This window comes from Mesorhizobium sp. WSM4837 (genome assembly GCF_055811435.1).
The window spans coordinates 23,961-49,845 of the sequence record NZ_JBVVQE010000037.1; the positions used below are offsets into that span (position 1 = coordinate 23,961).

The window sequence follows — 25,885 nt, forward strand, 5'->3', positions numbered from 1 at the left end:
CTAGTCCTCCGCGCTGGCGTCGTCGAAGCCGATCAGGTTCCAGCTCTGGCGCATATGCGGCGGCATCGGTGCGGTGACGTCGATAAAACCCTTGTCGGGATGCGGGATGACGATGCGGCGCGCGTGCAGATGCAAGCGGTTCTGCATGCCGCCGGGAAAATCCCAATTGGTGTCGGCCTCGAAATATTTGGGATCGCCGATGATCGGGCAGCCGATGTGAGCGGCATGGACGCGAAGCTGGTGGGTGCGGCCGGTATAAGGCTCCATCTCCAGCCAGGACAGGGTCTGCGCCGCCTGCTCGACGATCCGGTAATAAGACACCGCGTGGTCGGCGCCCTTTTCGCCATGCTTGGCGACGCGCACGCGGTCGCCGTCGGGCGTCGGTTCCTTGATCAGCCAAGTCGAGATCTTGTCCTCGCGCTTCGGCGGCACGCCCTTGACCAGCGCCCAATAGGTCTTCTTGGTCTCACGCGCCCGGAACGCCTCGGCAAGCTTCATGGCGGCGAGCCTGGTGCGGGCGACGACCAGCACGCCTGACGTGTCGCGGTCGAGCCGGTGCACCAGACGCGGTTTCTCGCCCTTCTGGCTGCGCCAGGCTTCCAGCATGTCGTCGACATTGCGGGTGACGCCTGAGCCACCCTGGACGGCGAGGCCGGCCGGCTTGTTGAAGACAAACACTTTCGGATCTTCATGGATCAGCATCTTGGCCAGAACGTCGGCGTCGCCCTGGTTGCGGATCGAGTGACCGGTGAGCGGGCTCTCGCCCTTCTTGTCCACTTCGAGCGGTGGGATGCGAACCGTCTGGCCCGGCTCGACGCGGGTATCGGCCTTAACCCTGCCGCCATCGACGCGGATCTGGCCGGAGCGCAGCAACTTTTGCAGATGGCCGAAGCCAAGGCCCGGAAAATGGGTCTTGAACCAGCGGTCGAGCCGCATGCCCGCCTCGCCGGCCTCCACCGTGATCTGTTCTACGCCTGCCATTGTCTCGTTTTTACCCGTTTCCAGCGCATGACCTGAAATCGCTCTTCGGAAAGGGTCATGCGCAAATCAAAAAGCTGCAGCGTCCTTGGCGCGCCCTGAGGGGCACGCGGCGCTGCAAGCGGGGGCAATAGCATTAAGGCAGGCTTCTTGCGAGCCAAAGACCCAGAAACAGGGCAATGATCGCGCCAATGAGGCTGGCAAGGGCGTATCCGAACGCCGGCAGCGTCGCGCCGCGCTCCCACAGCGTCGCGAAATCGAGCGAAAAGGCGGAGAACGTGGTGAAGCCGCCGAGGATGCCGGTGGCGACGAACAGCCGAAGCTCGTTCGATCCGCCGTAGCGCCGCGCCAGGGTCGTGATGAACAGGCCCATGGCAAAGGAGCCGACAATGTTGATCGCCATCGTGCCCCAGGGAAAACTCGGGCCGACAAGACGCAATGCGACGAAGTTGGCGACGTGCCGGAGCCCGGCACCAATAGCGCCGCCCGCGGCAACGAGGAGGAGATTGATCATCGCCGTTTACTGCCCTTACAGGGTGGCTCGGTCAATCCCTGCCCCTGAGCGGGAAAGTAGCGCGAGCCTACTTTTTCCGCTCGCCGCGCAGCTTCGCCCAATAGTCGAGCCGCTTCCTGATATCACGCTCGAAACCGCGCTCCGGCGGATCATAGAATTTATGGCGGCCCATCTTTTCCGGAAAATAATCCTGTCCGGAAAAAGCGTCCGGCTCGTCATGGTCGTAACGGTAGCCGGCGCCGTAATCTTCTTCCTTCATTAGCTTGGTCGGCGCGTTGAGGATGTGTTTGGGCGGCAGCAATGAGCCGAACTCCTTAGCCGCCTGTGTGGCGGCCTTGAAGGCGGTGTAGACGGCGTTGGATTTGGGCGCGCTGGCGAGATAGACCGTGGCCTCGGCGAAGGCGAGTTCGCCCTCTGGCGAGCCCAGATAGTCGTAGGCATCCTTGGCGGCATTGGCGACGACCAGCGCCTGCGGGTCTGCCAGCCCGATATCCTCCATCGCCATGCGCACCAGGCGGCGGCCGAGATAGAGCGGATCCTCGCCGGCGTCGAACATGCGGGCGAGATAATAGAGGGCGGCGTCGGGGTCGGAGCCGCGCACCGATTTGTGCAACGCCGAGATCAGATTGTAATGGCCGTCCTGGCCCTTGTCGTAGATCGGCGCGCGGCGCTGGACGATGCGCTGCAGGCCCTCGGCGCCGAACACCTCGCCTGACTTGGCGGCGCGCCAGACCTCTTCTGCCAGCGTCAGCGCCGCACGACCATCGCCATCGCTCATGCGGACGAGCATCGCCCTCGCCTCGTCGTCGAGCGGCAGCGCCCTGCCCTCGGTCTCCTCGGCACGGGCCAGCAGTTTTGCGATGCTGTCCTCACCGAGCGAATGGAAGACCAGCACGCGGGCGCGGGATAGAAGCGCGGCATTCAGTTCGAATGAGGGGTTTTCGGTGGTGGCGCCAACCAACACGACGGTGCCGTCTTCCATGACAGGCAGAAAACTGTCCTGCTGGGCGCGGTTGAAGCGATGGATCTCGTCGACGAAGAGCAGCGTCTGACGGCCGTTGGTGCGGCGCAGCCTCGCCGCCTCGAACACTTTCTTCAGGTCGGCGACTCCGGAAAACACCGCCGATATCTGTTGGAACGCAAGGCTGGTTTCGCCGGCAAGCAGCCGCGCGACCGTGGTCTTGCCCGTCCCGGGCGGCCCCCAGAAGATCATCGAGCCGAGCGAGCCGGAGCCGATCAGCCGCGTCAGCGCGCCGTCGGGTCCGGTCAGATGCTCCTGGCCGACGACCTCGCTGAGGTTCTGCGGGCGCAGCCGGTCGGCCAGCGGCCTGCCGGGCGGCGCCTTTTCCGGTTCATCGACACTGAACAGATCGGCCATGCACGTCTTTTCGTTGGAGCGCGATCTCGTCCGAAGGATCGACGCTCGGGCTCAGTAACGCAACACCTGGCGCAGTATCTGCCCGCCGCGCTCGACGGTAAAGCGCCACCAGCGCGTCTCCTGCATGGCTGCCTGCTCCAGAGTCGCCGCGGTATCGATGGTCAAGCCGTTGACCTCGCGAACGATGTCGCCCGGCTGGAAGCCGAAACCGGCTGCGGGCGAACCGCGATTGATGTCGATCACCGTAACACCCTTGACGTCCGTGCGAATGCCGAGCCGCTGGGCGAGCCGCGGCGACAGTTCCGCAACCTTGGCACCGGAGAACGGGCTGCGACCGCGCAGCGTCACTTCCGCGAGTTTCGCACCTTCCGGCGCACGCTCCAGCGCGATGTCCATCGCCGCTTGCTGGCCTTTGCTCAGAACGGCGAAGCTGGCATTGGTGCCGATCGACAGCGTCGCCATCCGGTAATCCAGCGCCTCGATGCTCTCGACCGGCGTGCCATTGAGCGACAGCACGACGTCACCGGCCTTGAGCCCCGCCTTGGCCGCCGGCCCGGCTTCGTCGATGGACGAAACCAGTGCCCCGGTCGGCGTCTCGAGACCGAGCGATTCGGCGATTTGCGGCGTCACGCGCTCGAATTCGGCGCCGATATAGGGCCGCTCGAAGAAGTCGCGCCCGGCCTTGGCCGCATCGGCAAACGCGCGAACCATATTGGAGGGAATAGCAAAGCCGATGCCGATCGAGCCACCGCTGCGGCTGTAGATCGCCGTGTTGATGCCGACCAATTGGCCACCCATGTTGATCAGCGCACCGCCGGAATTGCCGGGATTGATCGCAGCGTCGGTCTGGATGAAGAAACTGGAATCGGAAACGCCGATGTGGCTGCGGGCAAGTGCCGAAACGATGCCGCTGGTGGTGGTCTGGCCGACACCGAAGGGGTTGCCGATGGCCAACAACAGGTCGCCGACCTCGAGAGCGTCGGAATCGCCGATGGCGACGACCGGAAATGGCTTGTCGGCGGAGATCTTGAGCACGGCGAGGTCAAGCGTCTCGTCCTTGAGCAGCACCTTGCTGTCGAATTCACGCCCGTCCGCGGTGGCGACCTTGACCTGGTCGGCGTCCTTGATGACGTGGAAATTGGTGACCACTATGCCTGTCGGGTCGACCAGCACGCCGGAGCCGAGCGAAGACTGCGCACGCGGCTGCGAACGGCCGAAGAACTCTTCGAAGAACGGATCGCCGTCGAAGGGCGACCTCAGCCTGGCCGTTTGCGAGGCATAGACATTGACCACGGCCGGCGCCGTCTGCTTGACCAGCGGCGCAAACGACAGTTGCATCTCCTCGCGGCCGAACGGCACGCGCTTGTCTGGACCGGAGGTGGCATTTTCGCCTTCGGCGCCGCGCAACATGTCGGTCAGCACGTCGGACAGACCGGGATTGGCCTTGGTGTCCTGAGCCAGCGCCTGCCTGGCGGCCGGCGCGACTGCCGCCGCCATCAAGGCGCAGAGCAGAACAAGGGACAGCCGTTTTACGCGCATTCCGAATCCTCCGGGGTCGGGCGCCATTGTCCCGACGATTGTGCAAAATGAAAGGCTAAGTCGATGTAATCGAATTATTCTCGAGGAAAAGACATGGGCTTAAGTCAAGACAGTCCCCGCAATGCTCCCTACCGCTGCCAGAATGCACAAAAGGGCCCGCAGGCCCTTTTGAACTCTTTGAGGGAAAACCGAAGCTTATGCGGCTGCGGCTTCCTCGTCGGTGCCTTCTGCCTCGATGCGGGCACGGTCGCCGGCGCCCTTGGCCGAGGTGTCGCGATCGACGAACTCGATGACCGCCATGGCGGCATTGTCGCCGTGGCGGAAGCCCGCCTTCATGATGCGCAGATAGCCGCCGTTGCGGGTGGCGTAGCGCGGCGCGATCGTGTCGAACAGGCGCTTGACGACGCCTTCATTGCCGATCTGGGCAATCACCTGGCGGCGGGCATGCAGGTCGCCGCGCTTGCCGAGCGTCACCAGCTTCTCGACGATCGGACGCAGATCCTTCGCCTTCGGCAAGGTGGTGAGGATCTGCTCATGCTCGATGAGCGACACGGCAAGATTGGCAAACATCGACTTGCGGTGGCTTATGCTGCGGGCGAACCGGCGGCCTTTAAATCCGTGGCGCATGGCTCTTCTCCTGGTGTTGTGGGCGGTTGGCCCGGCTGTTTCGTTTTGTGAATGGTCAATAGTGAATGGTGAATGGAAGGGCTCTACCTCTCCGAAGTCGCCGACCGACGACCATTCACCATTTCACCATTCTCAATTCACCGGTCAGTATTGATCTTCGTAACGCTTGGCGAGGTCTTCGATGTTTTCCGGCGGCCAATCCGGCACTTCCATGCCGAGGTGCAGGCCCATCGCCGCCAGGACTTCCTTGATCTCGTTCAGCGACTTGCGGCCGAAGTTCGGGGTGCGCAGCATCTCGGCTTCGGTCTTCTGGATCAAGTCGCCGATATAGACGATGTTGTCGTTCTTCAGGCAGTTGGCCGAACGCACCGAAAGCTCGAGTTCGTCGACCTTCTTGAGCAGCGCCGGGTTGAAGGCAAGCTCGGTCACCTGCTCGGCGGCGACTTCCTTCTGCGGCTCGTCGAAATTGACGAACAGGCCAAGCTGGTCCTGCAGGATGCGGGCGGCGAAAGCCACCGCGTCCTCGCCCGAGATCGAACCGTCGGTGTCGATCGTCATGGTCAGCTTGTCGTAGTCGAGAACCTGGCCCTCGCGGGTGTTCTCGACCTTGTAGGAGACCTTCTTGACCGGCGAGTAGAGGCTGTCGACCGGGATGAGGCCGATCGGCGCGTCTTCGGCGCGATTGCGGTCGGCCGGAACGTAGCCCTTGCCGGTATCGACGGTGAACTCCATGCGGATTTCTGCGCCCTCGTCCAGCGTGCAGATGACGTGGTCGGGATTGAGGATCTCGACGTCGCCGACCGTCTGGATGTCGCCGGCCAGAACAGCGCCCGGTCCCTGCTTGCGCACGACCATGCGCTTGGGGCCGTCGCCTTCCATGCGGATGGCGATTTCCTTGATATTCAAGACGATATCGGTCACGTCCTCGCGCACGCCGGCGATGGACGAGAATTCATGCAGAACGCCGTCGATCTGCACGGCGGTCACCGCCGCGCCACGCAGCGAAGACAGAAGCACGCGACGCAGCGCGTTGCCGAGGGTCAGGCCAAAGCCGCGCTCGAGCGGCTCGGCGACCAGCGTGGTCAGCGTCTTCTTCTTCGAAGAGAACTCGATCTTGTTCGGCTTGATCAGTTCCTGCCAATTTTTCTGGATCATGATGCTTTCCTTCCGTTGACCCGCCACCATCCAATCGTGGCGGGCGACCTGGAATGCCGTGGAGGAACGCTCCTGGCGTTCGCGCGGCGTTCGGTAATTTTTTCCCTAAAGCGCGTAGCGCTTCAGGTCTCTGTTCTTACGCCTGTCGTTGCCCCAAACCGCTGCGCTCTCGGTTCAGGCCCGAGGCAATGCTTGGGCGACAATCTTAGACGCGGCGCTTCTTGCGCGGGCGGCAGCCATTGTGCGGGATCGGCGTCACATCACGGATCGAGGTGATGGTGAAGCCGGCTGCCTGCAATGCGCGCAGCGCCGATTCACGACCCGAGCCCGGTCCGCAGACCTCGACCTCAAGCATGCGCATGCCGTGTTCCTGGGCCTTCTTGGCAACGTCCTCGGCAGCCATCTGGGCAGCGAACGGGGTCGACTTGCGAGATCCCTTGAAGCCCTGGGCTCCCGCCGACGACCAGGCAATCGAATTGCCCTGCGCGTCGGTGATGGTGATCATCGTGTTGTTGAAGGTCGAGTTGACGTGGGCAACGCCCGACGAGATATTCTTGCGTTCGCGACGGCGAACACGTGTGGCTTCCTTGGCCATGATGGTCCTTTCAGTTGATCTCTACACCGCCGTAATGCCAGCGGCTCCACCAGGGAGAAGGCAGTAGGGGAGTACGGCAGTATGTCTGCCGATCCTATTGCCTTACTGCCCTACTCCCGTACTGCCCTAAATTACTTCTTCTTGCCGGCGATCGACTTGGCCGGACCCTTGCGGGTGCGCGCATTGGTATGCGTGCGCTGGCCGCGAACCGGCAGCGAGCGGCGATGACGCAGGCCGCGATAGCAGCCGAGGTCCATGAGCCGCTTGATGTTCATCGACACTTCGCGGCGCAGATCGCCCTCGACCTGGTAGTCACGGTCGATCGTCTCGCGGATCTGCAGCACTTCCGCGTCGGTCAGCTGGTTGACGCGGCGCTCGGCCGGGATGCCGACCTTGTCAACGATCTCCTGGGCGAAGCTCTTGCCAATGCCGTGAATGTACTGAAGCGCAATGACGACGCGCTTGTTGGTCGGAATGTTGACGCCGGCTATACGAGCCATGTTCTTCTCTTCTCCATGTGGGCCGGACAAGCCGGCGCTGTCAAAGTTGCCCCGCGTCCGGTGGAGGCCGGCCCATGCGGGAGTTTCCAGTTCAAAGCGGCTGCCTTGCCCTTGCGGGCAAGCAAGCCTCATGCCTGATAGGAAGACGGGCCGCCATACCCCAGCGAACCGCTCCAGTCAAGCGCAATCGTTTATTTTCCGTTCGCAGACCGTTGCGCCGCCGCTGGGGTCGCAGCCGTGAGCACCGCTTCGATCTGCCGCGTCACCGCATCGATGTCGGCCATGCCGTCGACACCTCTCAGCTTGCCCTTGGCATAGTAATAGCCGATCAGCGGCGACGTCTTCTTGTAGTACTCCTTCAGGCGCTCTTCGAACACCGCCGGATTGTCGTCCTTCCGTACCGGCAGACCCGCGGCCTTGGCCTCTTCGGCGCGCTTGCCGATTCGGCCAACCAGCGCCTTGTCGTCGACGACAAGTTCGATGACGGCGTCGAGAGTGAGGCGGCGAGCCGAGAGCATCGATTCAACCGCGTCCGCTTGCACCAGGGTTCGCGGATATCCGTCAAGGATGAATCCCCTTGCGCAATCGGCCTGATCGATACGCTCGGCGACGATAGCGTTGACAATGGCGTCGGAAACCAGTTCGCCAGCGTCCATCACCGCCTTGGCCCTTTTGCCGACTTCGGTGCCGGCCTGGACAGCAGCGCGCAGCATATCGCCCGTCGAGAGTTGGGGAATGCCGTATTTTTCTACCAGTCTTTGTGCTTGTGTCCCCTTGCCCGCCCCTGGCGGCCCAAGCAATATCAACCTCATCTGGCTTTCTTCCCCCCGCGCAACTTCGACTTCTTGATCAGGCCCTCATACTGGTGCGCGATCAGGTGACCCTGAATTTGCGCCACCGTGTCGAGCGTTACACTGACCACGATCAGAAGCGATGTGCCACCGAGGTAGAATGGTACGCCAGTCGCTGAAATCAGGAACTCGGGCAGCAGACACACCAGCACCAGATAGATGGCGCCGACGACAGTTATGCGGGTAAGGACATAATCGATGTAATCGGCGGTGCGCTCGCCCGGACGGTAGCCCGGAATGAAACCCGAATGCTTCTTGAGCTGGTCGGCGGTGTCCTTCGGGTTGAAGACGATCGCCGTATAGAAGAAGGCGAAAAACACGATCATCGCCGCATAAAACGCCATGTAGAGCGGCTGGCCATGACCAAGTGCCGCCAGGACGGTGCTGGCCCAGGCTGGCATGTTGGTCGTCTGCGAGAAGCCGGCGACCGTCGCCGGCAGCAACAGCAGCGAAGAGGCGAAGATCGGCGGAATGACGCCGGCCGTGTTGAGCTTGAGCGGCAGGTGCGAGGTGTCGCCCTGGAACATGCGGTTGCCGACCTGGCGCTTGGGATACTGGATCAGCAAGCGCCGCTGGGCGCGCTCGAAGAACACGATCAGCGCGATGACGACGACGGCAAGAACGATGATCGCCAGGATCAGGCCGGTCGACAGCGCGCCGGTACGGCCAAGTTCCAGCGTACCGGAGATGGCTTGCGGCAGGCCAGCGACGATGCCGGCAAAGATGATCAGCGAAATGCCGTTGCCGATGCCGCGGGCGGTGATCTGCTCGCCGAGCCACATCAGGAACATGGTGCCGCCGACCAGCGTGATGACGGTCGAGATGCGGAAGAACATGCCGGGATCGCTGACGATGCCGCTGCCGCCTTCCAGGCCGACCGCAATGCCGTAGGCCTGGACCAGCGCCAAAAGCACGGTGCCGTAGCGGGTATACTGGTTGATGACCTTGCGGCCCTGCTCGCCTTCCTTCTTCAGCGACTCCAGTGACGGGATGACGGAGGTCATCAGCTGCATGATGATGGAAGCGGAGATATAGGGCATGATGCCGAGGGCAAAGATCGCCATGCGCTCGACGGCGCCACCGGCGAACATGTTGAACATGCCAAGCACGCCCTTGCTCTGCGACGAGAAGGCCTGGGCGAAAGCGTCGGGATTGATGCCGGGCAGCGGGATATAGGTGCCGAGGCGGTAGACGAGCAGCGCGCCAACGGTGAACCAGATGCGCTTCTTCAGATCCTCCGCCTTGGCGAAGGCCGAGAAATTCAGATTCGAGGCTAGTTGTTCAGCAGCCGAAGCCATGCCTGATTCTCCGCTTGGTCACGCTCGATGGCCCGCAACTCAGGCGGCGCGTGTCACCGAAGCTCACGAGATAAGCTCCGGACTGCAAACATGCAAGCGGCCGCGTTGACGCGGCCGCCATATTGATCGGATCAAAGCGCAATCAAAAGCGAAACGTGTCCCGCTCTGCCGATCGCGCTTCAACTCGCCGTTACTCGGCTGCTGCCTTTTCCGGCAGCTTCACCGAACCGCCGGCCTTTTCGATCTTCTCGATGGCAGCCTTGGAGGCGCCGGCCACGTCGAAGGCAAGCTTCGACTTGATCTCGCCGTCGGAGAGGATGCGCACGCCGTCCTTGACGCGGCGGATGACGCCGGCCGCGACCAGCGCTTCGGCGGTCACGGTCGTCTTGGCGTCGAGCTTCTTGGCATCGAGCGCAGCCTGGATGCGGGCCAGCGACACGACGGCAAAGCTCTTGGCGAAGATGTTGTTGAAGCCACGCTTCGGCAAGCGCCGGTAGAGCGGCATCTGGCCACCCTCGAAGCCGTTGACGGCGACGCCGGAGCGCGCCTTCTGGCCCTTGACGCCGCGACCGGCGGTCTTGCCCGAGCCGGAGCCGATGCCGCGGCCGAGACGCTTCCTGGAATGCGTCGCGCCGTCCTTGTCACGCAGATCGTTGAGTTTCATCTGAGTTCTCCTGCGCTCTGGTTCAGCCCTCGTCCACGACGCGGACGAGATGCTGGACGGCAGCGATCATGCCGCGCACGGAGGGGGTGTCCTCCAGCGTGCGCTGCTTGTGCATCTTGTTGAGGCCGAGGCCGACCAGCGTCGCGCGCTGCTCCTTCGGCCGGCGGATCGGCGAACCGATCTGCTCGACGGTGATGGTCTTGGTTGCTTTCTTGGCCATGGTCAATATCCCTGGTCAGCGTCGACTATTCTTCGGCCGCAACGGCGGTGCCGCGGCGGGCCTGAAGGGTCGAATACTTGATGCCGCGCGCGGCAGCCACATCCTTGGGATGCATCTGGCTCTTCAGCGCGTCGAAGGTGGCGCGAACCATGTTGTAGGGGTTCGACGAACCCATCGACTTGGCGACCACGTCATGCATGCCGAGCGTCTCGAAGACGGCGCGCATCGGGCCGCCGGCGATGATGCCGGTACCCTGCTTGGCAGCGCGCAGCAGAACGCGTCCGGCGCCCCAGCGTCCTTCGACGTCGTGATGCAGCGTACGGCCCGAGCGCAGCGGCACGAAGATCATGTCGCGCTTGGCCGATTCGGTCGCCTTGCGGATCGCCTCCGGCACTTCGCGCGCCTTGCCATGACCGAAGCCGACGCGGCCCTTCTGGTCGCCAACGACGACGAGTGCTGCAAAGCCGAAGCGCCGGCCGCCCTTGACGACCTTGGCGACGCGGTTGATGTGGACGAGCTTGTCCACCATGCCGTCGTCGCGCTCTTCGCGATCACGGCCGCGGCCGCCATCCCTACGTTCCTGTGCCATATCCTGTTCCTTGTTTTTTTCCGGAAGCACGGTTGAAGATGATATCCGGTTCCCTCTGTGGGTTGCCGGGAGCGAAAATCATTTTTCCCTTCGCATGATCTTATCCGAAAAGTCTGCAACTTATTGCTGCGCTGACCTCCGGTTCAGGATCATGCTTTAGAAGCTCAAGCCACCTTCACGGGCGGCCTCGGCCAGCGCCTTGACGCGGCCGTGATAGATGTACGGTCCGCGGTCGAAGACGACTTCCTTGACGCCGGCCTTCGAAGCGCGCTCGGCAATCAGCTTGCCGATTGCCACAGCGGCGGCAGTGTCGGCACCGGTCTTGAGCGAACCCTTGAGGTCCTTCTCCAGCGTCGAGGCGGCAGCGATGGTGTGGCCCTTGGCGTCGTCGATGACCTGGACGTAGATGTTCTTCGACGTGCGGTGGACCGACAGACGCGGACGCTCGCCAGCGACCTTCTTGATCTGGCGGCGGACGCGCTGAGCGCGGCGTTGGGTGGAGTCTTTCGAGCCCATGATATCAGTTCCTTGCCTTCAAAAAACGGGGGCAACCCTGTGCGGTAGGACAAGCCTCCCGCGACCGCTCCCCGCGGCGTTGATTTGCAGTGAATGGTGAATGGAAAAATGGTGAAAGGTAGAAACCAGGTGCCGTCCGGCTCCTGCCCATCCTACTGCCATTTTACCATTCACCATCCACCATTGACGAAATTACTTCTTCTTGCCTTCCTTGCGGACGATCTTCTCGCCAGCGTAACGAACGCCCTTGCCCTTGTACGGCTCAGGACCGCGATATTCGCGGATCTCGGCAGCGACCTGACCGACCTTCTGCTTGTCGATGCCGGTCACGGTGATTTCCGTCGGCTTCGGCACGGTGATGGTGATGTCCTGCGGCGTTTCGTAGACGACGTCATGGCTGAAGCCGAGCGCCAGCTGCAGGTTCTTGCCCTGCATGGCGGCGCGATAGCCAACGCCGGTGATCTCGAGCTTCTTTTCGAAACCGTCCTTGACGCCCTGCAGGATGTTGACGATCTGCGTGCGCGACATGCCCCATTTGGAACGGGCGGTCTTGGTCTGGTCGCGTGGCTGGACAGCGATCTCGCTGCCTTCCATCTTGACCAGCACTTCGTCGTTGACCACGAACTTCAGCTCACCCTTGGGGCCCTTCGCCGTGACGGTCTGGCCGTCGACGGTCGCGGTCACGCCCTGCGGCAGCGAAACGGGTTTCTTTCCAATACGAGACATTTTGTTGTCCTCGTCACTTCTCTTGTTTCAGGTCTCTGTTTCGAGCGTGATCTTGTCCGAATCCGGGTTCCACGTTCACTGCGTGGTTCGGTTCGGGATCGCGCTCCAGATCAGAAGATCTGGCAGAGGATTTCCCCGCCGACATTCTGTTCACGCGCTTCGTGGTCGGCCATCACGCCCTTCGGCGTCGAAAGGATGGCGATGCCGAGGCCGTTGGCGACGTGCGGGATCGACTTCGCCGAAACGTAAACGCGACGGCCCGGCTTCGAGACGCGGGCGATTTCGCGCACCACCGGCGCACCGTCGAAATACTTCAGCTCGATCTCGATTTCGGACTTGCCGTTGTCGAAGTCGGTCTGGCTGTAGTCGCGGATATAGCCTTCCGCCTTCAGCACGTCGAGGACGCGGGTGCGCAGGCGCGAGGCCGGCGTCGAAACGCTCGACTTCTTGCGGCCATAGGCGTTGCGGATGCGGGTCAGCATATCGCCGAGAGGATCGCTCAATGACATGTTATGTCCTCCTTACCAGCTCGACTTGACCAGGCCCGGGATCTGGCCGTTATTGCCGAGATCACGAAGCGCGATGCGCGATACTTTGAGCTTGCGATAATAGGCACGCGGACGCCCGGTGACTTCGCAGCGGTTGCGGATGCGGATCTTGGCCGAGTTGCGCGGCAGTGCCGCAAGCTTCAGCTGAGCGCGGAAGCGCTCTTCCATCGGCTTGGACTGATCCATGATGATCGCCTTGAGGACCTTACGCTTGGCAGCGTACTGGTCCACAAGCTTGCGGCGCCTGTTGTTCTTCTCGACTGAGCTGGTCTTTGCCATTTCAGATTTTTCCTTTTCTCGCTGCCGTTACTGGCGGAAGGGGAAGTTGAAGGCCTTGAGCAATGCCCTGGCTTCGTCGTCCGTCTTCGCAGTCGTACAAACGATGACGTCCATGCCCCAGATCTGATCAACCTTGTCGTAGTTGATCTCCGGGAACACGATGTGTTCCTTGATGCCCATGGCATAGTTGCCACGGCCATCGAAGCTCTTCGGATTGAGCCCGCGGAAGTCGCGGACGCGCGGCAGCGCGATGTTCACGAGGCGGTCGAGGAACTCGTACATGCGTTCCTTGCGCAGCGTGACCTTGGCGCCGATCGGCATCTTTTCGCGGACCTTGAAGCCGGCGATCGAGTTGCGCGCATGGGTGACGACGGCCTTCTGGCCGGCGATCAGCGCCAGATCTTCCGCTGCGATCGAAGGCTTCTTCGAGTCGCCGGTCGCCTCGCCGACGCCCATGTTCAGCACGATCTTGTCGATGCGCGGAACCTGCATCTCGTTCTCGTAGCCGAACTGCTCCTGCAGCGCCTTGCGGATGGTCTCGTTGTAGACCTGCTTGAGGCGCGGCGTGTTCTGGGCAGTCGCCTGCTTGGTTTGAGCCTTAGCCATTGATGACTTCTCCCGAGCGCTTGGCGACGCGCACCTTCTTGCCGTCCTTCTGGAAGATAAAGCCGACACGGGTCGGCTTGCCATCCTTGGGGTCGGCCAGCGCGATGTTCGACAGCTGGATCGGCGCTTCCTTGGTGATGATCCCGCCCTCTTGGGACTGGGACTGCTTCTGGTGACGACGGATCATGTTGACGCCGCGCACCAGCGCGGTGTCTTCCTTCGGCTGTACCGAGAGGACTTCGCCCGAACGGCCCTTGTCCTTGCCGGCCAGCACGACGACCTTGTCGCCTTTTCTAATCTTCTGCATTGGTCCGGCTCCTTACAGCACTTCAGGCGCGAGCGAGATGATCTTCATGTGGTTCTTGGCGCGGAGTTCGCGCGGAACCGGTCCGAAGATACGCGTGCCGATCGGCTCTTTCTTGTTGTCGACGAGAACGGCCGCGTTCTTGTCGAAACGGATCACGCTGCCGTCCGGGCGGCGGATGTCCTTGGCCGTGCGAACCACGACCGCCTTCATCACATCGCCCTTCTTGACGCGGCCGCGCGGGATGGCTTCCTTGATCGACACCACGATGATGTCGCCCACGGAAGCGTATTTCCGCTTCGAGCCGCCCAGCACCTTGATGCACATGACACGACGGGCGCCGGAATTATCCGCGACGTCGAGGTTTGTTTGCATCTGAATCATGACTGGCCGCCTTCTTCTCTTCTAGCGGGACGGGCGCAAAGCCCCTCCCCGGTCTGTCCAAAATTCGTTGTTTTACGCCTGGTCCGAAGACACGACGGTCCAGCGCTTGTCCTTGGAAATCGGCTTCGATTCCTGGATGAACACCTGATCGCCGACCTTGTGGGCGTTGTTCTCGTCGTGCGCCTTGTACTTCTTGGTCATGCGCACGGTCTTCTTCATCACGGGATGCGTGAAGCGCCGTTCGACCTTGACGACAACCGTCTTCTCGTTTTTGTCGCTGACGACGGTGCCCTGCAGAATGCGCTTTGGCATGGTTTTCGTCCTTAAGCCTTCTTAGCCGCGGATTTTTCCGCAGCGATGGTCTTGATACGCGCAATGTCCTTGCGGACCTGCCTCACGCGCGCGGTCTTCTCGAGCTGGCCGGTGGCCTTCTGGAAGCGCAGGTTGAACTGCTCCTTCTTCAGGCTGGCCAATTCGTCGGTCAGCTGGTCCTGGGTCTTGGTCCGGATGTCTTCGGCTTTCATGATCAGCCCGTCCTATTCTGCGATGCGCTGTACGAAGCGCGTCCTGACCGAGAGCTTGGCCGCGCCGAGACGCAGCGCCTCACGGGCGGTTTCCTCATTGACGCCGTCGATCTCGAACATGATGCGACCAGGCTTGACGCGCGCCGCCCAATAATCGACCGCGCCCTTACCCTTGCCCATGCGGACTTCGGTCGGCTTCGACGTCACCGGCACGTCCGGGAAGATACGGATCCAGACGCGGCCGGCGCGCTTCATCTCGCGGGTAATCGCGCGGCGGGCCGCCTCGATCTCACGCGCGGTGACGCGGTTCGGCTCAAGCGCCTTCAGCCCGAAACCGCCGAAATCCAGATTGGTGCCACCCTTGGCGGCACCATGGATACGACCCTTGAACTGCTTGCGGAACTTTGTGCGCTTTGGCTGCAGCATCGTTCTAACTCCAAATTCTCAACTGTCTCAGGCGTTTTCGCGACGGCGACCGCGTTCGCGCTCACCACCACCGCCATGCGCATGATCGCCCTCGGTGGCGCGCCGCTCCGAAGCCATCGGGTCGTGCTCGAGGATTTCGCCCTTGAACACCCAGACCTTGACACCGCAGATGCCGTAGGCGGTGTGTGCTTCGGCCGTGCCGTAGTCGACATCGGCGCGCAGCGTATGCAGCGGCACGCGACCTTCGCGATACCATTCCATGCGCGCGATCTCGGCGCCGCCGAGACGGCCGGCGCAGTTGATGCGGATGCCTTCGGCACCAAGGCGCATCGCCGACTGCACGGCGCGCTTCATGGCGCGGCGGAACGCGATACGGCGCTCGAGCTGCTGGGCGATCGACTGGGCGACCAACGTCGCGTCGATCTCGGGCTTACGCACTTCGACGATGTTCAAATGCGTCTCGGACTTCGTCATCTCCATCAGCTTCCTGCGAAGCTTCTCGATGTCGGCGCCCTTCTTGCCGATGATCAGGCCCGGACGCGCCGCATGGATGGTGACGCGGCACTTCTTGTGCGGACGCTCGATCACGACCTTCGAAATCGCAGCCTGCTTGAGTTCCTTCTCAAGATAGTTGCGGATCTTGATGTCCTCGTGCAGCAGCTTGCCGTACTCGCCGGTGTTGGCGAACCAGCGCGAATCCCAGGTGCGGTTGATGCCGAGACGCAGACCGATCGGATTGATTTTCTGGCCCATTATGCGGCCTCCACTTTTTCTTCGACTTCACGAACGACGATCGTGAGGTGCGAGAACGGCTTCTCGATACGGCTGGCGCGGCCACGGCCACGGGCATGGAACCGCTTCATGACGATCGACTTGCCGACATAGGCTTCCGCCACGATCAGCGCATCGACGTCGAGGTCGTGGTTGTTTTCCGCGTTGGCGATCGCCGATTCCAGCGTCTTCTTGACCGTGCCGGAAATCCGCTTGGCCGAGAATTCGAGATCGGAGAGCGCTGTCGCGACCTTCTTGCCGCGGATCAGCGCGGCAACCAGGTTCAGCTTCTGCGGGCTGATACGGATCGTGCGCAACACGGCGCGCGCTTCGTTGTCAGCAAGCCTGCGCGGAGCTTTGGCCTTGCCCATGATTATTTCCTCTTCGCCTTCTTATCCGCGCCGTGACCGTAATAGGTCCGGGTCGGAGCGAATTCACCGAACTTGTGGCCGACCATGTCCTCGTTCACCGAAACGGGAACGTGCTTCTGGCCGTTGTAGACACCGAAGGTGAAGCCGACGAACTGCGGCAGGATGGTGGAGCGACGGCTCCACATCTTGATCACCTCATTGCGACCACCTTCACGAACCTTGTCCACCTTCTTGAGAAGGTAGCCGTCGATGAAGGGGCCTTTCCAAATCGAACGAGTCACTTGGCGTTACCTCTTCTTAGCTCTTGCGCTGATGGCGCGAGCGCAGGATGAACTTGTCGGTCGCCTTATTGGACCGCGTCTTCTTGCCCTTGGTCGGCTTGCCCCAAGGCGAAACCGGATGGCGGCCACCCGAGGTGCGGCCTTCGCCGCCGCCGTGCGGATGGTCGACCGGGTTCATGGTCACGCCGCGGTTGTGCGGACGTTTTCCCCGCCACACCGTGCGGCCTGCCTTGCCGTCATTGATGTTGCCGTGGTCCGGGTTGGACACGGCGCCGACAGTGGCCATGCACGAGCCGTGGACGACACGCTGCTCGCCGGAGTTGAGGCGCAGGATCGCCATGCCCTGGTCACGGCCGACGAGCTGGGCATAACCGCCAGCCGAACGGGCAACCTGGGCGCCCTTGCCCGGCTTCAGCTCGATGTTGTGGACGATCGTGCCGACCGGCATCGAGGCCAGCGGCATCGCATTGCCCGGCTTCACGTCGACCGCTTCGCCGGCCACGATCTTGTCGCCGGCAGCAAGGCGCTGCGGAGCGATGATGTAGGACAGCTCGCCATCGTCATACTTGATCAGCGCGATGAAGGCGCTGCGGTTCGGATCGTATTCGATACGCTCGACCGTGCCGACAATGTCGAACTTGCGGCGCTTGAAGTCGATGATGCGGTACGTACGCTTGTGACCGCCGCCGATGAAGCGGGCCGTGATGCGGCCGTAATTGTTGCGGCCGCCCGATTTGGTCAGGCCCTGGGTCAGGCCCTTGACGGGCTTGCCCTTGTAGAGGCCCGAGCGGTCGACGATGACCAGCTGGCGGGTGCTCGGCGTTATCGGGTTGAATTTTTTCAGTGCCATGTCTGTTGTCCTCGCGGTCTTGCTCAGAGACCCGTCGCGACGTCGATCGACTGGCCGTCGGCCAGCGTCACAATCGCCTTCTTGACGTCGCTCTGGCGGCCGATCGTGCCGCGGAAGCGCTTGATCTTGCCCTTGCGGACAAGCGTGTTCACGGCCATCACCTTGACGCCGAACAGCGCTTCGACGGCAGCCTTGATTTCCGGCTTCGACGCCTTCTTGGCGACGTTGAAGACGACCTGGTTCTGCTCGGAAGCCATGGTCGACTTTTCGGTGATCGCCGGCGAGACGATCACGTCGTAGTGACGAAGGTCGGTCATTTGAAGCGCTCCTCGAGAGCCTCGACGGCGGCCTTCGAAAGGACCAGCGTGCCGCGGCGCAGAATGTCGTAGACGTTGATGCCCTGGATGGGCAGCACGTCGATGTTCGGGATGTTCGTCGCCGCCAGCTTGAAATTCTTGTCGAGCTCGGCACCGCCGATCAGCAGGGCGTTGGACAGGCCCAGCGTCGCGAAATTCGCGATCAGCGCCTTGGTCTTGGCCTCGGTCAGCATCAGCTCATCGATGATGATGAGCGAGGCGCTCTTGGCCTTGGCCGAGAGAGCATGCTTGAGGCCCAGCGCACGCACCTTCTTCGGCAAATCGTGCTCGTGGCTGCGGACGACCGGGCCGTGGGCCTTGCCGCCGCCGCGGAACTGCGGAGCGCGTGCCGAATGGTGACGGGCGCGGCCCGTCCCCTTCTGCTTGTACATCTTGGCGCCGGTGCGGGCGATCTCGGCGCGACCCTTGGTCTTGTGCGTGCCCTGCTGCTTCTTGGCAAGCTGCCAGCGCACGACGCGCTGCAGGATGTCCTCGCGCGGATCAAGGCCGAAAATCTCCTCGGAGAGTTTCACCTTGCCGGCGTCCTTGCCGCCAAGCGTTGTGATCTTGAGGTCCATTATTCCGCTCCCTCTGTGGCCGGGGCATCTACTGTGGCCGGGGCATCGTTCTTGGCGCCATCATTGGTTGCAATGGCGCGGATTGCGGCGGGCTTCGGCGCATTGGCCGGCAGCGCAACCTTGGCTGCGTCACGGACCAGGATCCAGGCGCCCTTCGAACCGGGAACCGCGCCGCGGATCAGGATCAGACCGCGATCGGCATCGGTCGAGACGACCTCGACATTCTGCGTGGTGACGCGGGTGTCACCCATGTGGCCGGCCATATGCTTGCCCTTGAACACCTTGCCCGGGTCCTGGCGCTGGCCGGTCGAGCCGTGCGTACGGTGCGAGACCGAGTTGCCGTGGGTCGCGCGGCCGCCGCCCATGTGGTGCCGCTTGATGACGCCCTGGAAACCCTTGCCGATCGTGGTTCCCGTCACATCGACCTTCTGGCCGACGACGAAATGATCGACGGTGATCTCGGCGCCGACATCGATCATGTTGTCGGCGGAGACGCGGAACTCGGCAACCTTGGCCTTCGGCTCGACGGAAGCGGTCGCGAAATGGCCGCGCATCGCCTTCGACGTGTTCTTCACCTTGGCAAGGCCAACGCCGAGCTGGACGGCGGTATAGCCGTTCTTCTCCTGCGTGCGCTGCGCCACGACCTGGCAGTTCTCCATCTGGAGAACGGTGACGGGAACATGTTCCCCGGCATCGTTGTAGATGCGGGTCATTCCCACCTTCTTTGCAATCACACCTGAACGCATCGGTTCATTCCTTTAGAGTTCCCTGTCGGGGCTGTCGCCCCTCCACGCCTCTTGTTCCTTCAGAGTTCCCTGTCGGGGCTTGTCGCCCCTCCACGCCTCTTGTTCCTTCAGAGTTCCGGGTCGCCCCGCCGCTCTGGTTCCTTAGAGCTTGATCTCGACGTCGACACCGGCGGCAAGATCGAGCTTCATCAAAGCGTCGACCGTCTGCGGGGTCGGATCGACGATGTCGAGCAGACGCTTGTGCGTGCGCATCTCGAACTGCTCGCGGCTCTTCTTGTCGACGTGAGGCGACCGGTTGACCGTGAACTTTTCGATCCGCGTCGGCAGCGGAATGGGGCCGCGGACGTTGGCGCCGGTACGCTTGGCCGTCGACACGATTTCCCGCGTCGAGGCGTCAAGCACCCGGTGATCAAACGCCTTCAGGCGGATGCGGATATTCTGTCCGTTCATGCGTCACTTCCTTGTTCTGGCGCGGCGCGGGCAGCGCCCGCGACAGATCGGTTTAAGTCCAAATTACTCTTTGATGGTGACGACGATGCCGGCACCGACGGTGCGGCCGCCTTCACGGATGGCGAAGCGCAGCTTCTCTTCCATGGCGATCGGCACGATCAGCTCGACATCGACGGTGATGTTGTCGCCCGGCATCACCATCTCGGTGCCTTCCGGCAGCGACACGATGCCGGTCACGTCGGTCGTGCGGAAGTAGAACTGCGGACGGTAGTTGGTGAAGAACGGCGTGTGACGGCCACCCTCGTCCTTGGTCAGGATGTAGGCTTCGGCGACGAACTTCTTGTGCGGCTTGACCGTGCCCGGCTTGGCCAGAACCTGGCCGCGCTCGACACCTTCACGGTCGACACCGCGCAGCAGCGCGCCGATGTTGTCGCCGGCCTGGCCCTGGTCGAGCAGCTTGCGGAACATCTCGACGCCGGTGCAGGTCGTCTTGGTGGTCGGACGGATGCCGACGATCTCAAGCTCCTCGCCGACCTTGACCACGCCGCGCTCGACGCGGCCGGTCACCACCGTGCCACGACCAGAGATCGAGAACACGTCCTCGATCGGCATCAGGAACGGCTTGTCGAGCGGGCGAACCGGCGTCGGGATGTAGTCGTCGACCGCAGCCATCAATTCGCGGATCGAATCCTCGCCGATCTTCTTGTCGGAATCTTCCAAAGCCGCAAGTGCCGAACCCTTGACGATCGGAATGTCGTCGCCGGGGAACTCGTTCTTGGTCAACAGCTCGCGCACCTCGAGCTCGACCAGCTCGAGCAGCTCGGCGTCGTCGACCTGGTCGACCTTGTTCAAGAACACCACGATCGACGGCACGCCGACCTGACGGGCCAGCAGGATGTGCTCGCGGGTCTGCGGCATCGGGCCGTCGGCGGCCGACACGACCAGGATCGCGCCGTCCATCTGCGCGGCACCGGTGATCATGTTCTTGACATAGTCGGCGTGGCCGGGGCAGTCGACATGGGCGTAGTGGCGGTTGGCCGTCTCGTATTCGACATGCGCCGTCGAGATGGTGATGCCGCGCGCCTTCTCCTCGGGCGCCGCATCGATCTGGTCGTAGCGCTTGTATTCGCCAAAATACTTGGTGATCGCCGCCGTCAGCGACGTCTTGCCATGATCGACATGGCCAATCGTGCCGATGTTCACATGAGGCTTTGTACGCTCGAATTTACCTTTTGCCATGTGATCTCTCCATTCCTGCTCGCCCGTGCGGGCTTTGAATTAAGTTAGCGCTGCAACCCGTTGGGGTTACGCGTATTTCTTCTGGACTTCCTGAGCGACCGCGGTGGGGACCGGCTCGTAGTGATCGAACTGCATCGTGTAGGCCGCGCGGCCCTGGCTCATCGAGCGCAAATTGTCGACGTATTTGAACATGTTGGCGAGCGGCACCATGGCGTTGACAACAACCGCCACGCCGCGCGATTCCTGGCCCTGAATCTGGCCGCGACGGCCGTTCAGATCACCGATGACGCTGCCGACATAATCTTCCGGCGTCACCACTTCGACCTTCATGATCGGCTCGAGCAGCTGCACGCCAAGCTTGGGCGCCGCTTCACGGAAGCAGGCACGGCCGGCGATTTCGAAGGCGAGCACCGAGGAGTCGACATCATGGTAGGCGCCGTCGATCAACGTCGCCTTGACGCCGATCATCGGGAAGCCGGCGAACGGGCCGGAGGTCATGACGCTGTTGATGCCCTTTTCGACACCGGGGATGTATTCCTTCGGCACAGCGCCGCCGACGATCTTGGATTCGAACAGGAATTCGCTGCTTTCCGGATTCGGCTCGAACAGGATCTTGACACGGGCGAACTGGCCGGTGCCGCCGGTCTGCTTCTTGTGGGTGTAGTCCTGCTCGTGCCTGCGGGTGATCGTCTCGCGATAGGCCACCTGCGGCGCGCCGACATTGGCCTCGACCTTGAACTCGCGACGCATGCGATCGACGATGATGTCGAGGTGGAGTTCGCCCATGCCGGAGATGATCGTCTGGCCGCTTTCCTCGTCGGTCTTGACGCGGAAGGACGGGTCCTCGGCGGCCAGGCGATGCAGCGCAAGGCCCATCTTTTCCTGGTCGTTCTTGGTCTTCGGCTCAATCGCGATCTGGATGACCGGATCGGGGAATTCCATGCGCTCGAGGATGACCGGATGCAGCGGATCGCAGAGCGTGTCGCCAGTCGTCGTGTCCTTGAGGCCGGCCAAAGCGACGATGTCGCCGGCGAAAGCCTCTTCGACGTCAGCGCGCGAATTCGCATGCATCTGCAGCATGCGGCCGATGCGCTCCTTCTTGCCCTTCACCGTATTGTCGACCGAGATGCCCTTGGTGAGCTTGCCCGAATAGATGCGGGCAAAGGTGAGCGAGCCGACGAACGGGTCGTTCATGATCTTGAAGGCGAGCATCGACAGCGGCTCGCTGTCGTCGGCGTGACGCTCGATCTCGGCGTCGGTCTTGGCATCGACGCCCTTGATGGCCGGAACGTCGGCCGGCGACGGCAGATATTCGACGACTGCGTCGAGCAGCGGCTGCACGCCCTTGTTCTTGAAGGCCGAGCCGCAGAACATCGGGTAGAACTTCACCGCGATGGTGCCCTTGCGGATCAGAGCGCGAATCTCGTCATTGCTGGGCATCTTGCCTTCGAGGTAATTCTCGAGCGCCGCCTCGTCCATTTCGACGGCGGCCTCGATCATCTTCTCGCGATATTCTTCGGCGCGAGCCTTGAGGTCGTCCGGGATCTCGACGACGTCCCAGGCGGCGCCCAGCGTCTCGTCGCGCCAGACCAGCGCGTTCATCTCGACGAGATCGACGACACCCTTGAACTCGGTCTCGGCGCCGATCGGCAGCTGCATGACGACAGCCTGCGCACCGAGGCGCGAGCCGATCATTTCGACCGAGCGATAGAAATCCGCGCCGATCTTGTCCATCTTGTTGCAGAAGATCATGCGCGGCACGCGGTACTTGTCGGCCTGGCGCCAGACGGTCTCCGTCTGCGGCTCGACACCGGCGTTGGCGTCGAGCAGCGCAATGGCGCCGTCGAGTACGCGCAGCGAACGCTCGACCTCGATGGTGAAATCGACGTGGCCGGGAGTGTCGATGATGTTGAAGCGGTGCATCTTGCCGTCACGAGCCTTCCAGAAGGTCGTGGTCGCGGCGGACGTGATGGTGATGCCGCGTTCCTGCTCCTGCTCCATCCAGTCCATGGTCGCAGCGCCGTCATGGACTTCGCCGATCTTGTGCGACTTGCCCGTGTAGTAGAGGACGCGCTCGGTGGTCGTCGTCTTGCCGGCGTCGATATGCGCCATGATACCGAAATTGCGGTAGTCTTCGATTTTATATTCACGGGCCATGGGAGGTGCCTCTTCAGTCTCGTTCGCGCTTTACCAGCGGTAGTGCGCGAAGGCGCGGTTGGCTTCTGCCATCTTGTGGGTGTCTTCACGCTTCTTGACGGCGGTGCCGCGGTTGTTGGCCGCGTCCATCAGCTCGCCGGAGAGGCGGTCGACCATCGTGGTCTCGTTGCGGTTGCGGGCGGCGGCGATCAACCAGCGGATGGCCAGCGCCTGACGGCGCTCGGGGCGCACGTCGACCGGAACCTGGTAGGTGGCGCCGCCGACGCGGCGCGAACGCACTTCCACATGCGGCGCGACATTGTCGAGCGCCTGATGGAAGACGGTGACCGGCTCCTGCTTGGTCTTGGACTGGACCTGGTCGAGCGCGCCGTAGACGATGGTCTCGGCAACCGACTTCTTGCCGTCATACATGACGGCGTTCATGAATTTGGTGACGATCAGATCGCCGAACTTCGGGTCCGGGTTGATCTCACGCTTTTCTGCACTGTGACGACGGGACATTTTTTCTCTGCCTCAATTCTGCGTGGTGGCCTGGATCCCGGATCGTCGCCTGGGGCCGTCCGGGTGGCTACGCTTCGGTCACTTCGGACGCTTGGCGCCGTATTTCGAACGGCGCTGCTTGCGGTTCTTCACACCCTGCGTGTCGAGCACGCCGCGGATGATATGGTAGCGGACGCCCGGAAGATCCTTGACGCGGCCGCCGCGGATCATCACCACCGAGTGTTCCTGAAGGTTGTGGCCTTCGCCGGGGATGTAGCCGATCACTTCAAAACCATTGGTAAGGCGGATCTTGGCCACCTTGCGCAGCGCCGAGTTCGGCTTCTTCGGCGTCGTTGTATAGACGCGCGTGCAGACGCCCCGCTTCTGCGGGTTCTGCTGCATGGCCGGGACCTTGTTGCGCTTCACCGGCGCAATGCGCGGCTTGCGGATCAGCTGGTTGACGGTAGGCATTAAACCCTCTTGTCTCTCAATTCCGTGTCTCGCCCGGTCAGGGCCGCTCAAAGCGTCATTTCCATACGCAAAGTCGGGCCACAAACCGCGCCTCGCGGTCTTGCCCGAACAAATGGCAGAGGAAGCGGAAACCGCTTCATGCACGCCGGAAATGTCTTTTCGCTCGTAAAACGAACCCTGTTTGAGGCAAACTCCAAAGCGTGTCGCTTCGGAAGGGAGAGCCTCACATCGGTTCTGACTGGGCGGCTTCTACTCGCAAGCCTGTTGCCCGTCAACCCCGGAGCACCAAATATTACGCTGAAACCGAGGCTTGGCAGCCATGCGAAAAGCGCATGTAATTTTCTTTCGCCATTTTGCAAGAGCAAGGAAGAAAGTGACCGGCCGTCGGCTGTTGCATAGCCACGCTTCATGCGAAAAAGCGACATGAACAGCGCAAATCCCCTCGCCCGGAGGAATCGGCCCGTGAACGACAATGATGAGCGCCCGGTCACCATCATCACCGGCCGGGCGTGGAAAAGAAAGGGCGGCAAGCCGGAAGGCGTCCACCTCATGCTGGTCGCGCCCGACGACGATTCGGCGGTGCGCCGGGCGCTCGAATCACTCGCGGCCGAAGGCTACGCCGAGGCTGAGCTCGACCAGATCGGCGACCTCGACGGCGTGCCCGACGAAGAGCCGCATTTGTCGGCCTATCAGGGCGCGCTCGAAGGCGAAGTGTCGATCGTGACCTTCGACGTGCCGCTGTGACCAGCCATGTCCCTGGCCGTCGCGGTTTGGGGCCGTCGCGGTCTGGCACTGCTTGCCCGGCATCGGTTCTCTGCTAAGAACCAAGCGCAATATCAACCTGCGGAGTTCCCATGTCCCTGAATAGCGGTCCCATCAAGCTCGGCATCGTCGGCGTGGGAAAGATTGTTCGCGACCAGCACCTGCCGGCCCTGGCCAAGGATCGCGACTACCTGCTCACCGCCGCCGCCAGCCGGCACGGCAAGGTGGACGGCATCGCGAATTTTCCTGATATCGAGACGATGCTCGACGCGGTGCCGGAACTCGAGGCCGTATCGCTCTGCATGCCGCCGCAGTTCCGCTACGACGCCGCGCGGACGGCGCTGGCGGCGAAGAAGCATGTTTTTCTGGAAAAGCCACCCGGCGCCACGGTCAGCGAGGTCGAAGACCTGAAAGCGCTGGCGGCGGCAAATGGCGTCTCGCTGTTCGCCAGCTGGCATTCGCGCTATGCGCCGGCGGTGGAAGCCGCACGTGCATTTTTAGGCTCGACCACGATCAGGTCGGCTGCCATCAACTGGAAGGAGGACGTGCGCCGCTGGCACCCCAACCAGGACTGGATCTGGGCGCCGGGCGGTTTCGGCGTGTTCGATCCCGGCATCAACGCGCTGTCGATCGCGACCCACATACTGCCGGCGATGTTCATCACCTCGGCAATCCTCGATTTTCCCGAAAACCGCGCCGCCCCGATCGCCGCGCACATCGCCTTCCGCACCTCGAACGGCTTGCCGGTGGCGATGGAACTCGACTGGCGCCAGACCGGCCCGCAAAGCTGGGACATTCTGGCCGAGACCGACAAGGGCGCGATGGTGCTTTCTGGCGGCGGCGCAAAACTCGCGGTCGACGGCCGCGTCGTTCACGACGAGCCGGAAGCCGAATATCCGATGCTCTACAAGCGCTTCGCCGAGATCGTGCGCGCCGGCGTTTCCGATGTCGATCTCGCTCCGTTGCAGCATGTCGCGGACGCTTTTATGCTCGGCAAGCGCAATGTGGTGGAAGCGTTTTTCGATTGACGCCGCGGCGCTGCAAGGAGTGGCCTTCGCTCCGGTCCTGACATTCTGCAATCGCCGCGCCGCCCCTCATCTGGCTGCCGCCATCTTCTCCCCGTGAACGGGGAGAAGGACGCCGTCATCAAAG

General features: G+C 62.5%; 37 protein-coding genes. 2 read left to right on the forward strand and 35 right to left on the reverse strand.

Annotation, left to right across the window (positions count from 1 at the left end):
* The 35 genes from AC0L3D_RS21325 to rpsL form a co-directional block, all read right to left on the reverse strand.
* Nucleotides 1-981, reverse strand: coding sequence for an RluA family pseudouridine synthase (locus AC0L3D_RS21325; protein WP_091591186.1), 981 nt, complete (start codon nucleotides 979-981; stop codon nucleotides 1-3).
* A 133-nt stretch (nucleotides 982-1,114) separates the two neighbouring features.
* Nucleotides 1,115-1,492, reverse strand: a complete 378-nt coding sequence (gene crcB, locus AC0L3D_RS21330; protein WP_029352249.1) for a fluoride efflux transporter CrcB — start codon at nucleotides 1,490-1,492, stop codon at nucleotides 1,115-1,117.
* Nucleotides 1,493-1,559: 67 nt separating this feature from the next.
* Nucleotides 1,560-2,870 carry a replication-associated recombination protein A gene (locus tag AC0L3D_RS21335; protein ID WP_473629266.1) on the reverse strand — a complete coding sequence of 437 codons (1,311 nt, stop codon included), beginning with the start codon at nucleotides 2,868-2,870 and terminating at the stop codon, nucleotides 1,560-1,562.
* A 51-nt stretch (nucleotides 2,871-2,921) separates the two neighbouring features.
* Nucleotides 2,922-4,409, reverse strand: coding sequence for a DegQ family serine endoprotease (locus AC0L3D_RS21340; protein WP_473629265.1), 1,488 nt, complete (start codon nucleotides 4,407-4,409; stop codon nucleotides 2,922-2,924).
* Nucleotides 4,410-4,604: 195 nt separating this feature from the next.
* The gene (rplQ, locus tag AC0L3D_RS21345; RefSeq protein ID WP_023799277.1) at nucleotides 4,605-5,036 is read right to left on the reverse strand and encodes a 50S ribosomal protein L17; all 432 of its coding nucleotides are present in this window, start codon (nucleotides 5,034-5,036) and stop codon (nucleotides 4,605-4,607) included.
* A 144-nt stretch (nucleotides 5,037-5,180) separates the two neighbouring features.
* The gene (locus AC0L3D_RS21350; protein ID WP_023799278.1) at nucleotides 5,181-6,191 is read right to left on the reverse strand and encodes a DNA-directed RNA polymerase subunit alpha; all 1,011 of its coding nucleotides are present in this window, start codon (nucleotides 6,189-6,191) and stop codon (nucleotides 5,181-5,183) included.
* A 205-nt stretch (nucleotides 6,192-6,396) separates the two neighbouring features.
* Nucleotides 6,397-6,786 (reverse strand): 30S ribosomal protein S11, encoded by a 390-nt coding sequence (gene rpsK / locus AC0L3D_RS21355; RefSeq protein WP_023799279.1) that lies wholly within the window; start codon nucleotides 6,784-6,786, stop codon nucleotides 6,397-6,399.
* Between the two features lie 131 nt (nucleotides 6,787-6,917).
* Nucleotides 6,918-7,286 carry a 30S ribosomal protein S13 gene (gene rpsM, locus AC0L3D_RS21360; RefSeq protein WP_023799280.1) on the reverse strand — a complete coding sequence of 123 codons (369 nt, stop codon included), beginning with the start codon at nucleotides 7,284-7,286 and terminating at the stop codon, nucleotides 6,918-6,920.
* A gap of 191 nt (nucleotides 7,287-7,477) precedes the next feature.
* The gene (locus tag AC0L3D_RS21365) at nucleotides 7,478-8,098 is read right to left on the reverse strand and encodes an adenylate kinase (protein WP_287176086.1); all 621 of its coding nucleotides are present in this window, start codon (nucleotides 8,096-8,098) and stop codon (nucleotides 7,478-7,480) included.
* Nucleotides 8,095-9,435, reverse strand: coding sequence for a preprotein translocase subunit SecY (gene secY / locus AC0L3D_RS21370; RefSeq protein ID WP_023799282.1), 1,341 nt, complete (start codon nucleotides 9,433-9,435; stop codon nucleotides 8,095-8,097). The genes AC0L3D_RS21365 and secY overlap by 4 nt, the downstream gene beginning before the upstream one ends.
* Before the next feature lie 190 nt (nucleotides 9,436-9,625).
* A complete protein-coding gene (gene rplO, locus AC0L3D_RS21375) occupies nucleotides 9,626-10,099 on the reverse strand; it encodes a 50S ribosomal protein L15 (protein WP_027154037.1) in 474 nt (157 codons plus the stop codon).
* A gap of 22 nt (nucleotides 10,100-10,121) precedes the next feature.
* The gene (gene rpmD / locus AC0L3D_RS21380) at nucleotides 10,122-10,319 is read right to left on the reverse strand and encodes a 50S ribosomal protein L30 (RefSeq protein WP_006205449.1); all 198 of its coding nucleotides are present in this window, start codon (nucleotides 10,317-10,319) and stop codon (nucleotides 10,122-10,124) included.
* Between the two features lie 25 nt (nucleotides 10,320-10,344).
* Nucleotides 10,345-10,908, reverse strand: coding sequence for a 30S ribosomal protein S5 (gene rpsE / locus AC0L3D_RS21385; RefSeq protein ID WP_006333394.1), 564 nt, complete (start codon nucleotides 10,906-10,908; stop codon nucleotides 10,345-10,347).
* 156 nt (nucleotides 10,909-11,064) lie between these two features.
* On the reverse strand, nucleotides 11,065-11,424 hold the full coding sequence (gene rplR, locus AC0L3D_RS21390) for a 50S ribosomal protein L18 (RefSeq protein ID WP_023799284.1): 360 nt from the start codon (nucleotides 11,422-11,424) through the stop codon (nucleotides 11,065-11,067).
* Between the two features lie 192 nt (nucleotides 11,425-11,616).
* A complete protein-coding gene (rplF, locus tag AC0L3D_RS21395; RefSeq protein ID WP_023799285.1) occupies nucleotides 11,617-12,150 on the reverse strand; it encodes a 50S ribosomal protein L6 in 534 nt (177 codons plus the stop codon).
* A gap of 110 nt (nucleotides 12,151-12,260) precedes the next feature.
* Nucleotides 12,261-12,659, reverse strand: a complete 399-nt coding sequence (gene rpsH, locus AC0L3D_RS21400; protein WP_006205453.1) for a 30S ribosomal protein S8 — start codon at nucleotides 12,657-12,659, stop codon at nucleotides 12,261-12,263.
* A gap of 12 nt (nucleotides 12,660-12,671) precedes the next feature.
* A complete protein-coding gene (rpsN, locus tag AC0L3D_RS21405; RefSeq protein WP_023799286.1) occupies nucleotides 12,672-12,977 on the reverse strand; it encodes a 30S ribosomal protein S14 in 306 nt (101 codons plus the stop codon).
* 27 nt (nucleotides 12,978-13,004) lie between these two features.
* The gene (gene rplE, locus AC0L3D_RS21410) at nucleotides 13,005-13,583 is read right to left on the reverse strand and encodes a 50S ribosomal protein L5 (RefSeq protein ID WP_023799287.1); all 579 of its coding nucleotides are present in this window, start codon (nucleotides 13,581-13,583) and stop codon (nucleotides 13,005-13,007) included.
* The gene (gene rplX / locus AC0L3D_RS21415; protein ID WP_013531428.1) at nucleotides 13,576-13,890 is read right to left on the reverse strand and encodes a 50S ribosomal protein L24; all 315 of its coding nucleotides are present in this window, start codon (nucleotides 13,888-13,890) and stop codon (nucleotides 13,576-13,578) included. The genes rplE and rplX overlap by 8 nt, the downstream gene beginning before the upstream one ends.
* 12 nt (nucleotides 13,891-13,902) lie before the next feature.
* Nucleotides 13,903-14,271 (reverse strand): 50S ribosomal protein L14, encoded by a 369-nt coding sequence (rplN, locus tag AC0L3D_RS21420; RefSeq protein WP_006205457.1) that lies wholly within the window; start codon nucleotides 14,269-14,271, stop codon nucleotides 13,903-13,905.
* A gap of 72 nt (nucleotides 14,272-14,343) precedes the next feature.
* A complete protein-coding gene (gene rpsQ, locus AC0L3D_RS21425; protein ID WP_023799288.1) occupies nucleotides 14,344-14,583 on the reverse strand; it encodes a 30S ribosomal protein S17 in 240 nt (79 codons plus the stop codon).
* An 11-nt stretch (nucleotides 14,584-14,594) separates the two neighbouring features.
* Nucleotides 14,595-14,795 (reverse strand): 50S ribosomal protein L29, encoded by a 201-nt coding sequence (rpmC, locus tag AC0L3D_RS21430; RefSeq protein WP_023799289.1) that lies wholly within the window; start codon nucleotides 14,793-14,795, stop codon nucleotides 14,595-14,597.
* A 12-nt stretch (nucleotides 14,796-14,807) separates the two neighbouring features.
* A complete protein-coding gene (rplP, locus tag AC0L3D_RS21435; protein WP_023799290.1) occupies nucleotides 14,808-15,221 on the reverse strand; it encodes a 50S ribosomal protein L16 in 414 nt (137 codons plus the stop codon).
* A gap of 27 nt (nucleotides 15,222-15,248) precedes the next feature.
* The gene (rpsC, locus tag AC0L3D_RS21440) at nucleotides 15,249-15,974 is read right to left on the reverse strand and encodes a 30S ribosomal protein S3 (protein ID WP_091591196.1); all 726 of its coding nucleotides are present in this window, start codon (nucleotides 15,972-15,974) and stop codon (nucleotides 15,249-15,251) included.
* Nucleotides 15,974-16,363 (reverse strand): 50S ribosomal protein L22, encoded by a 390-nt coding sequence (gene rplV, locus AC0L3D_RS21445; protein WP_023799292.1) that lies wholly within the window; start codon nucleotides 16,361-16,363, stop codon nucleotides 15,974-15,976. The genes rpsC and rplV overlap by 1 nt, the downstream gene beginning before the upstream one ends.
* A 2-nt stretch (nucleotides 16,364-16,365) precedes the next feature.
* Nucleotides 16,366-16,644, reverse strand: a complete 279-nt coding sequence (gene rpsS / locus AC0L3D_RS21450) for a 30S ribosomal protein S19 (protein ID WP_006205463.1) — start codon at nucleotides 16,642-16,644, stop codon at nucleotides 16,366-16,368.
* Between the two features lie 16 nt (nucleotides 16,645-16,660).
* Complete coding sequence (gene rplB, locus AC0L3D_RS21455; protein ID WP_027154041.1) at nucleotides 16,661-17,494, reverse strand: 50S ribosomal protein L2; 834 nt, start codon at nucleotides 17,492-17,494, stop codon at nucleotides 16,661-16,663.
* A 23-nt stretch (nucleotides 17,495-17,517) separates the two neighbouring features.
* On the reverse strand, nucleotides 17,518-17,811 hold the full coding sequence (locus AC0L3D_RS21460; protein WP_010909275.1) for a 50S ribosomal protein L23: 294 nt from the start codon (nucleotides 17,809-17,811) through the stop codon (nucleotides 17,518-17,520).
* On the reverse strand, nucleotides 17,808-18,428 hold the full coding sequence (gene rplD, locus AC0L3D_RS21465) for a 50S ribosomal protein L4 (protein ID WP_027154042.1): 621 nt from the start codon (nucleotides 18,426-18,428) through the stop codon (nucleotides 17,808-17,810). The genes AC0L3D_RS21460 and rplD overlap by 4 nt, the downstream gene beginning before the upstream one ends.
* Entirely contained in the window at nucleotides 18,428-19,174 is a 747-nt protein-coding gene (gene rplC / locus AC0L3D_RS21470; RefSeq protein WP_091591200.1) for a 50S ribosomal protein L3, read from the reverse strand. Before rplC ends, rplD begins: the two co-directional genes overlap by 1 nt.
* 141 nt (nucleotides 19,175-19,315) lie before the next feature.
* Nucleotides 19,316-19,624, reverse strand: coding sequence for a 30S ribosomal protein S10 (gene rpsJ / locus AC0L3D_RS21475; RefSeq protein WP_006205468.1), 309 nt, complete (start codon nucleotides 19,622-19,624; stop codon nucleotides 19,316-19,318).
* Between the two features lie 63 nt (nucleotides 19,625-19,687).
* On the reverse strand, nucleotides 19,688-20,863 hold the full coding sequence (tuf, locus tag AC0L3D_RS21480) for an elongation factor Tu (protein ID WP_091591201.1): 1,176 nt from the start codon (nucleotides 20,861-20,863) through the stop codon (nucleotides 19,688-19,690).
* Nucleotides 20,864-20,929: 66 nt separating this feature from the next.
* The gene (gene fusA / locus AC0L3D_RS21485; protein WP_473645750.1) at nucleotides 20,930-23,020 is read right to left on the reverse strand and encodes an elongation factor G; all 2,091 of its coding nucleotides are present in this window, start codon (nucleotides 23,018-23,020) and stop codon (nucleotides 20,930-20,932) included.
* Nucleotides 23,021-23,050: 30 nt separating this feature from the next.
* Nucleotides 23,051-23,521, reverse strand: a complete 471-nt coding sequence (rpsG, locus tag AC0L3D_RS21490; RefSeq protein WP_008875664.1) for a 30S ribosomal protein S7 — start codon at nucleotides 23,519-23,521, stop codon at nucleotides 23,051-23,053.
* 78 nt (nucleotides 23,522-23,599) lie between these two features.
* On the reverse strand, nucleotides 23,600-23,971 hold the full coding sequence (gene rpsL, locus AC0L3D_RS21495; protein ID WP_006333356.1) for a 30S ribosomal protein S12: 372 nt from the start codon (nucleotides 23,969-23,971) through the stop codon (nucleotides 23,600-23,602).
* Nucleotides 23,972-24,433: 462 nt separating this feature from the next.
* On the opposite strand from rpsL, the gene AC0L3D_RS21500 reads away from it, so the two are divergent.
* The gene (locus tag AC0L3D_RS21500; protein ID WP_023798115.1) at nucleotides 24,434-24,715 is read left to right on the forward strand and encodes a hypothetical protein; all 282 of its coding nucleotides are present in this window, start codon (nucleotides 24,434-24,436) and stop codon (nucleotides 24,713-24,715) included.
* Nucleotides 24,716-24,825: 110 nt separating this feature from the next.
* Nucleotides 24,826-25,761, forward strand: coding sequence for a Gfo/Idh/MocA family protein (locus tag AC0L3D_RS21505; RefSeq protein WP_473630344.1), 936 nt, complete (start codon nucleotides 24,826-24,828; stop codon nucleotides 25,759-25,761).
* The last annotated feature ends 124 nt before the right edge of the window (nucleotides 25,762-25,885 follow it).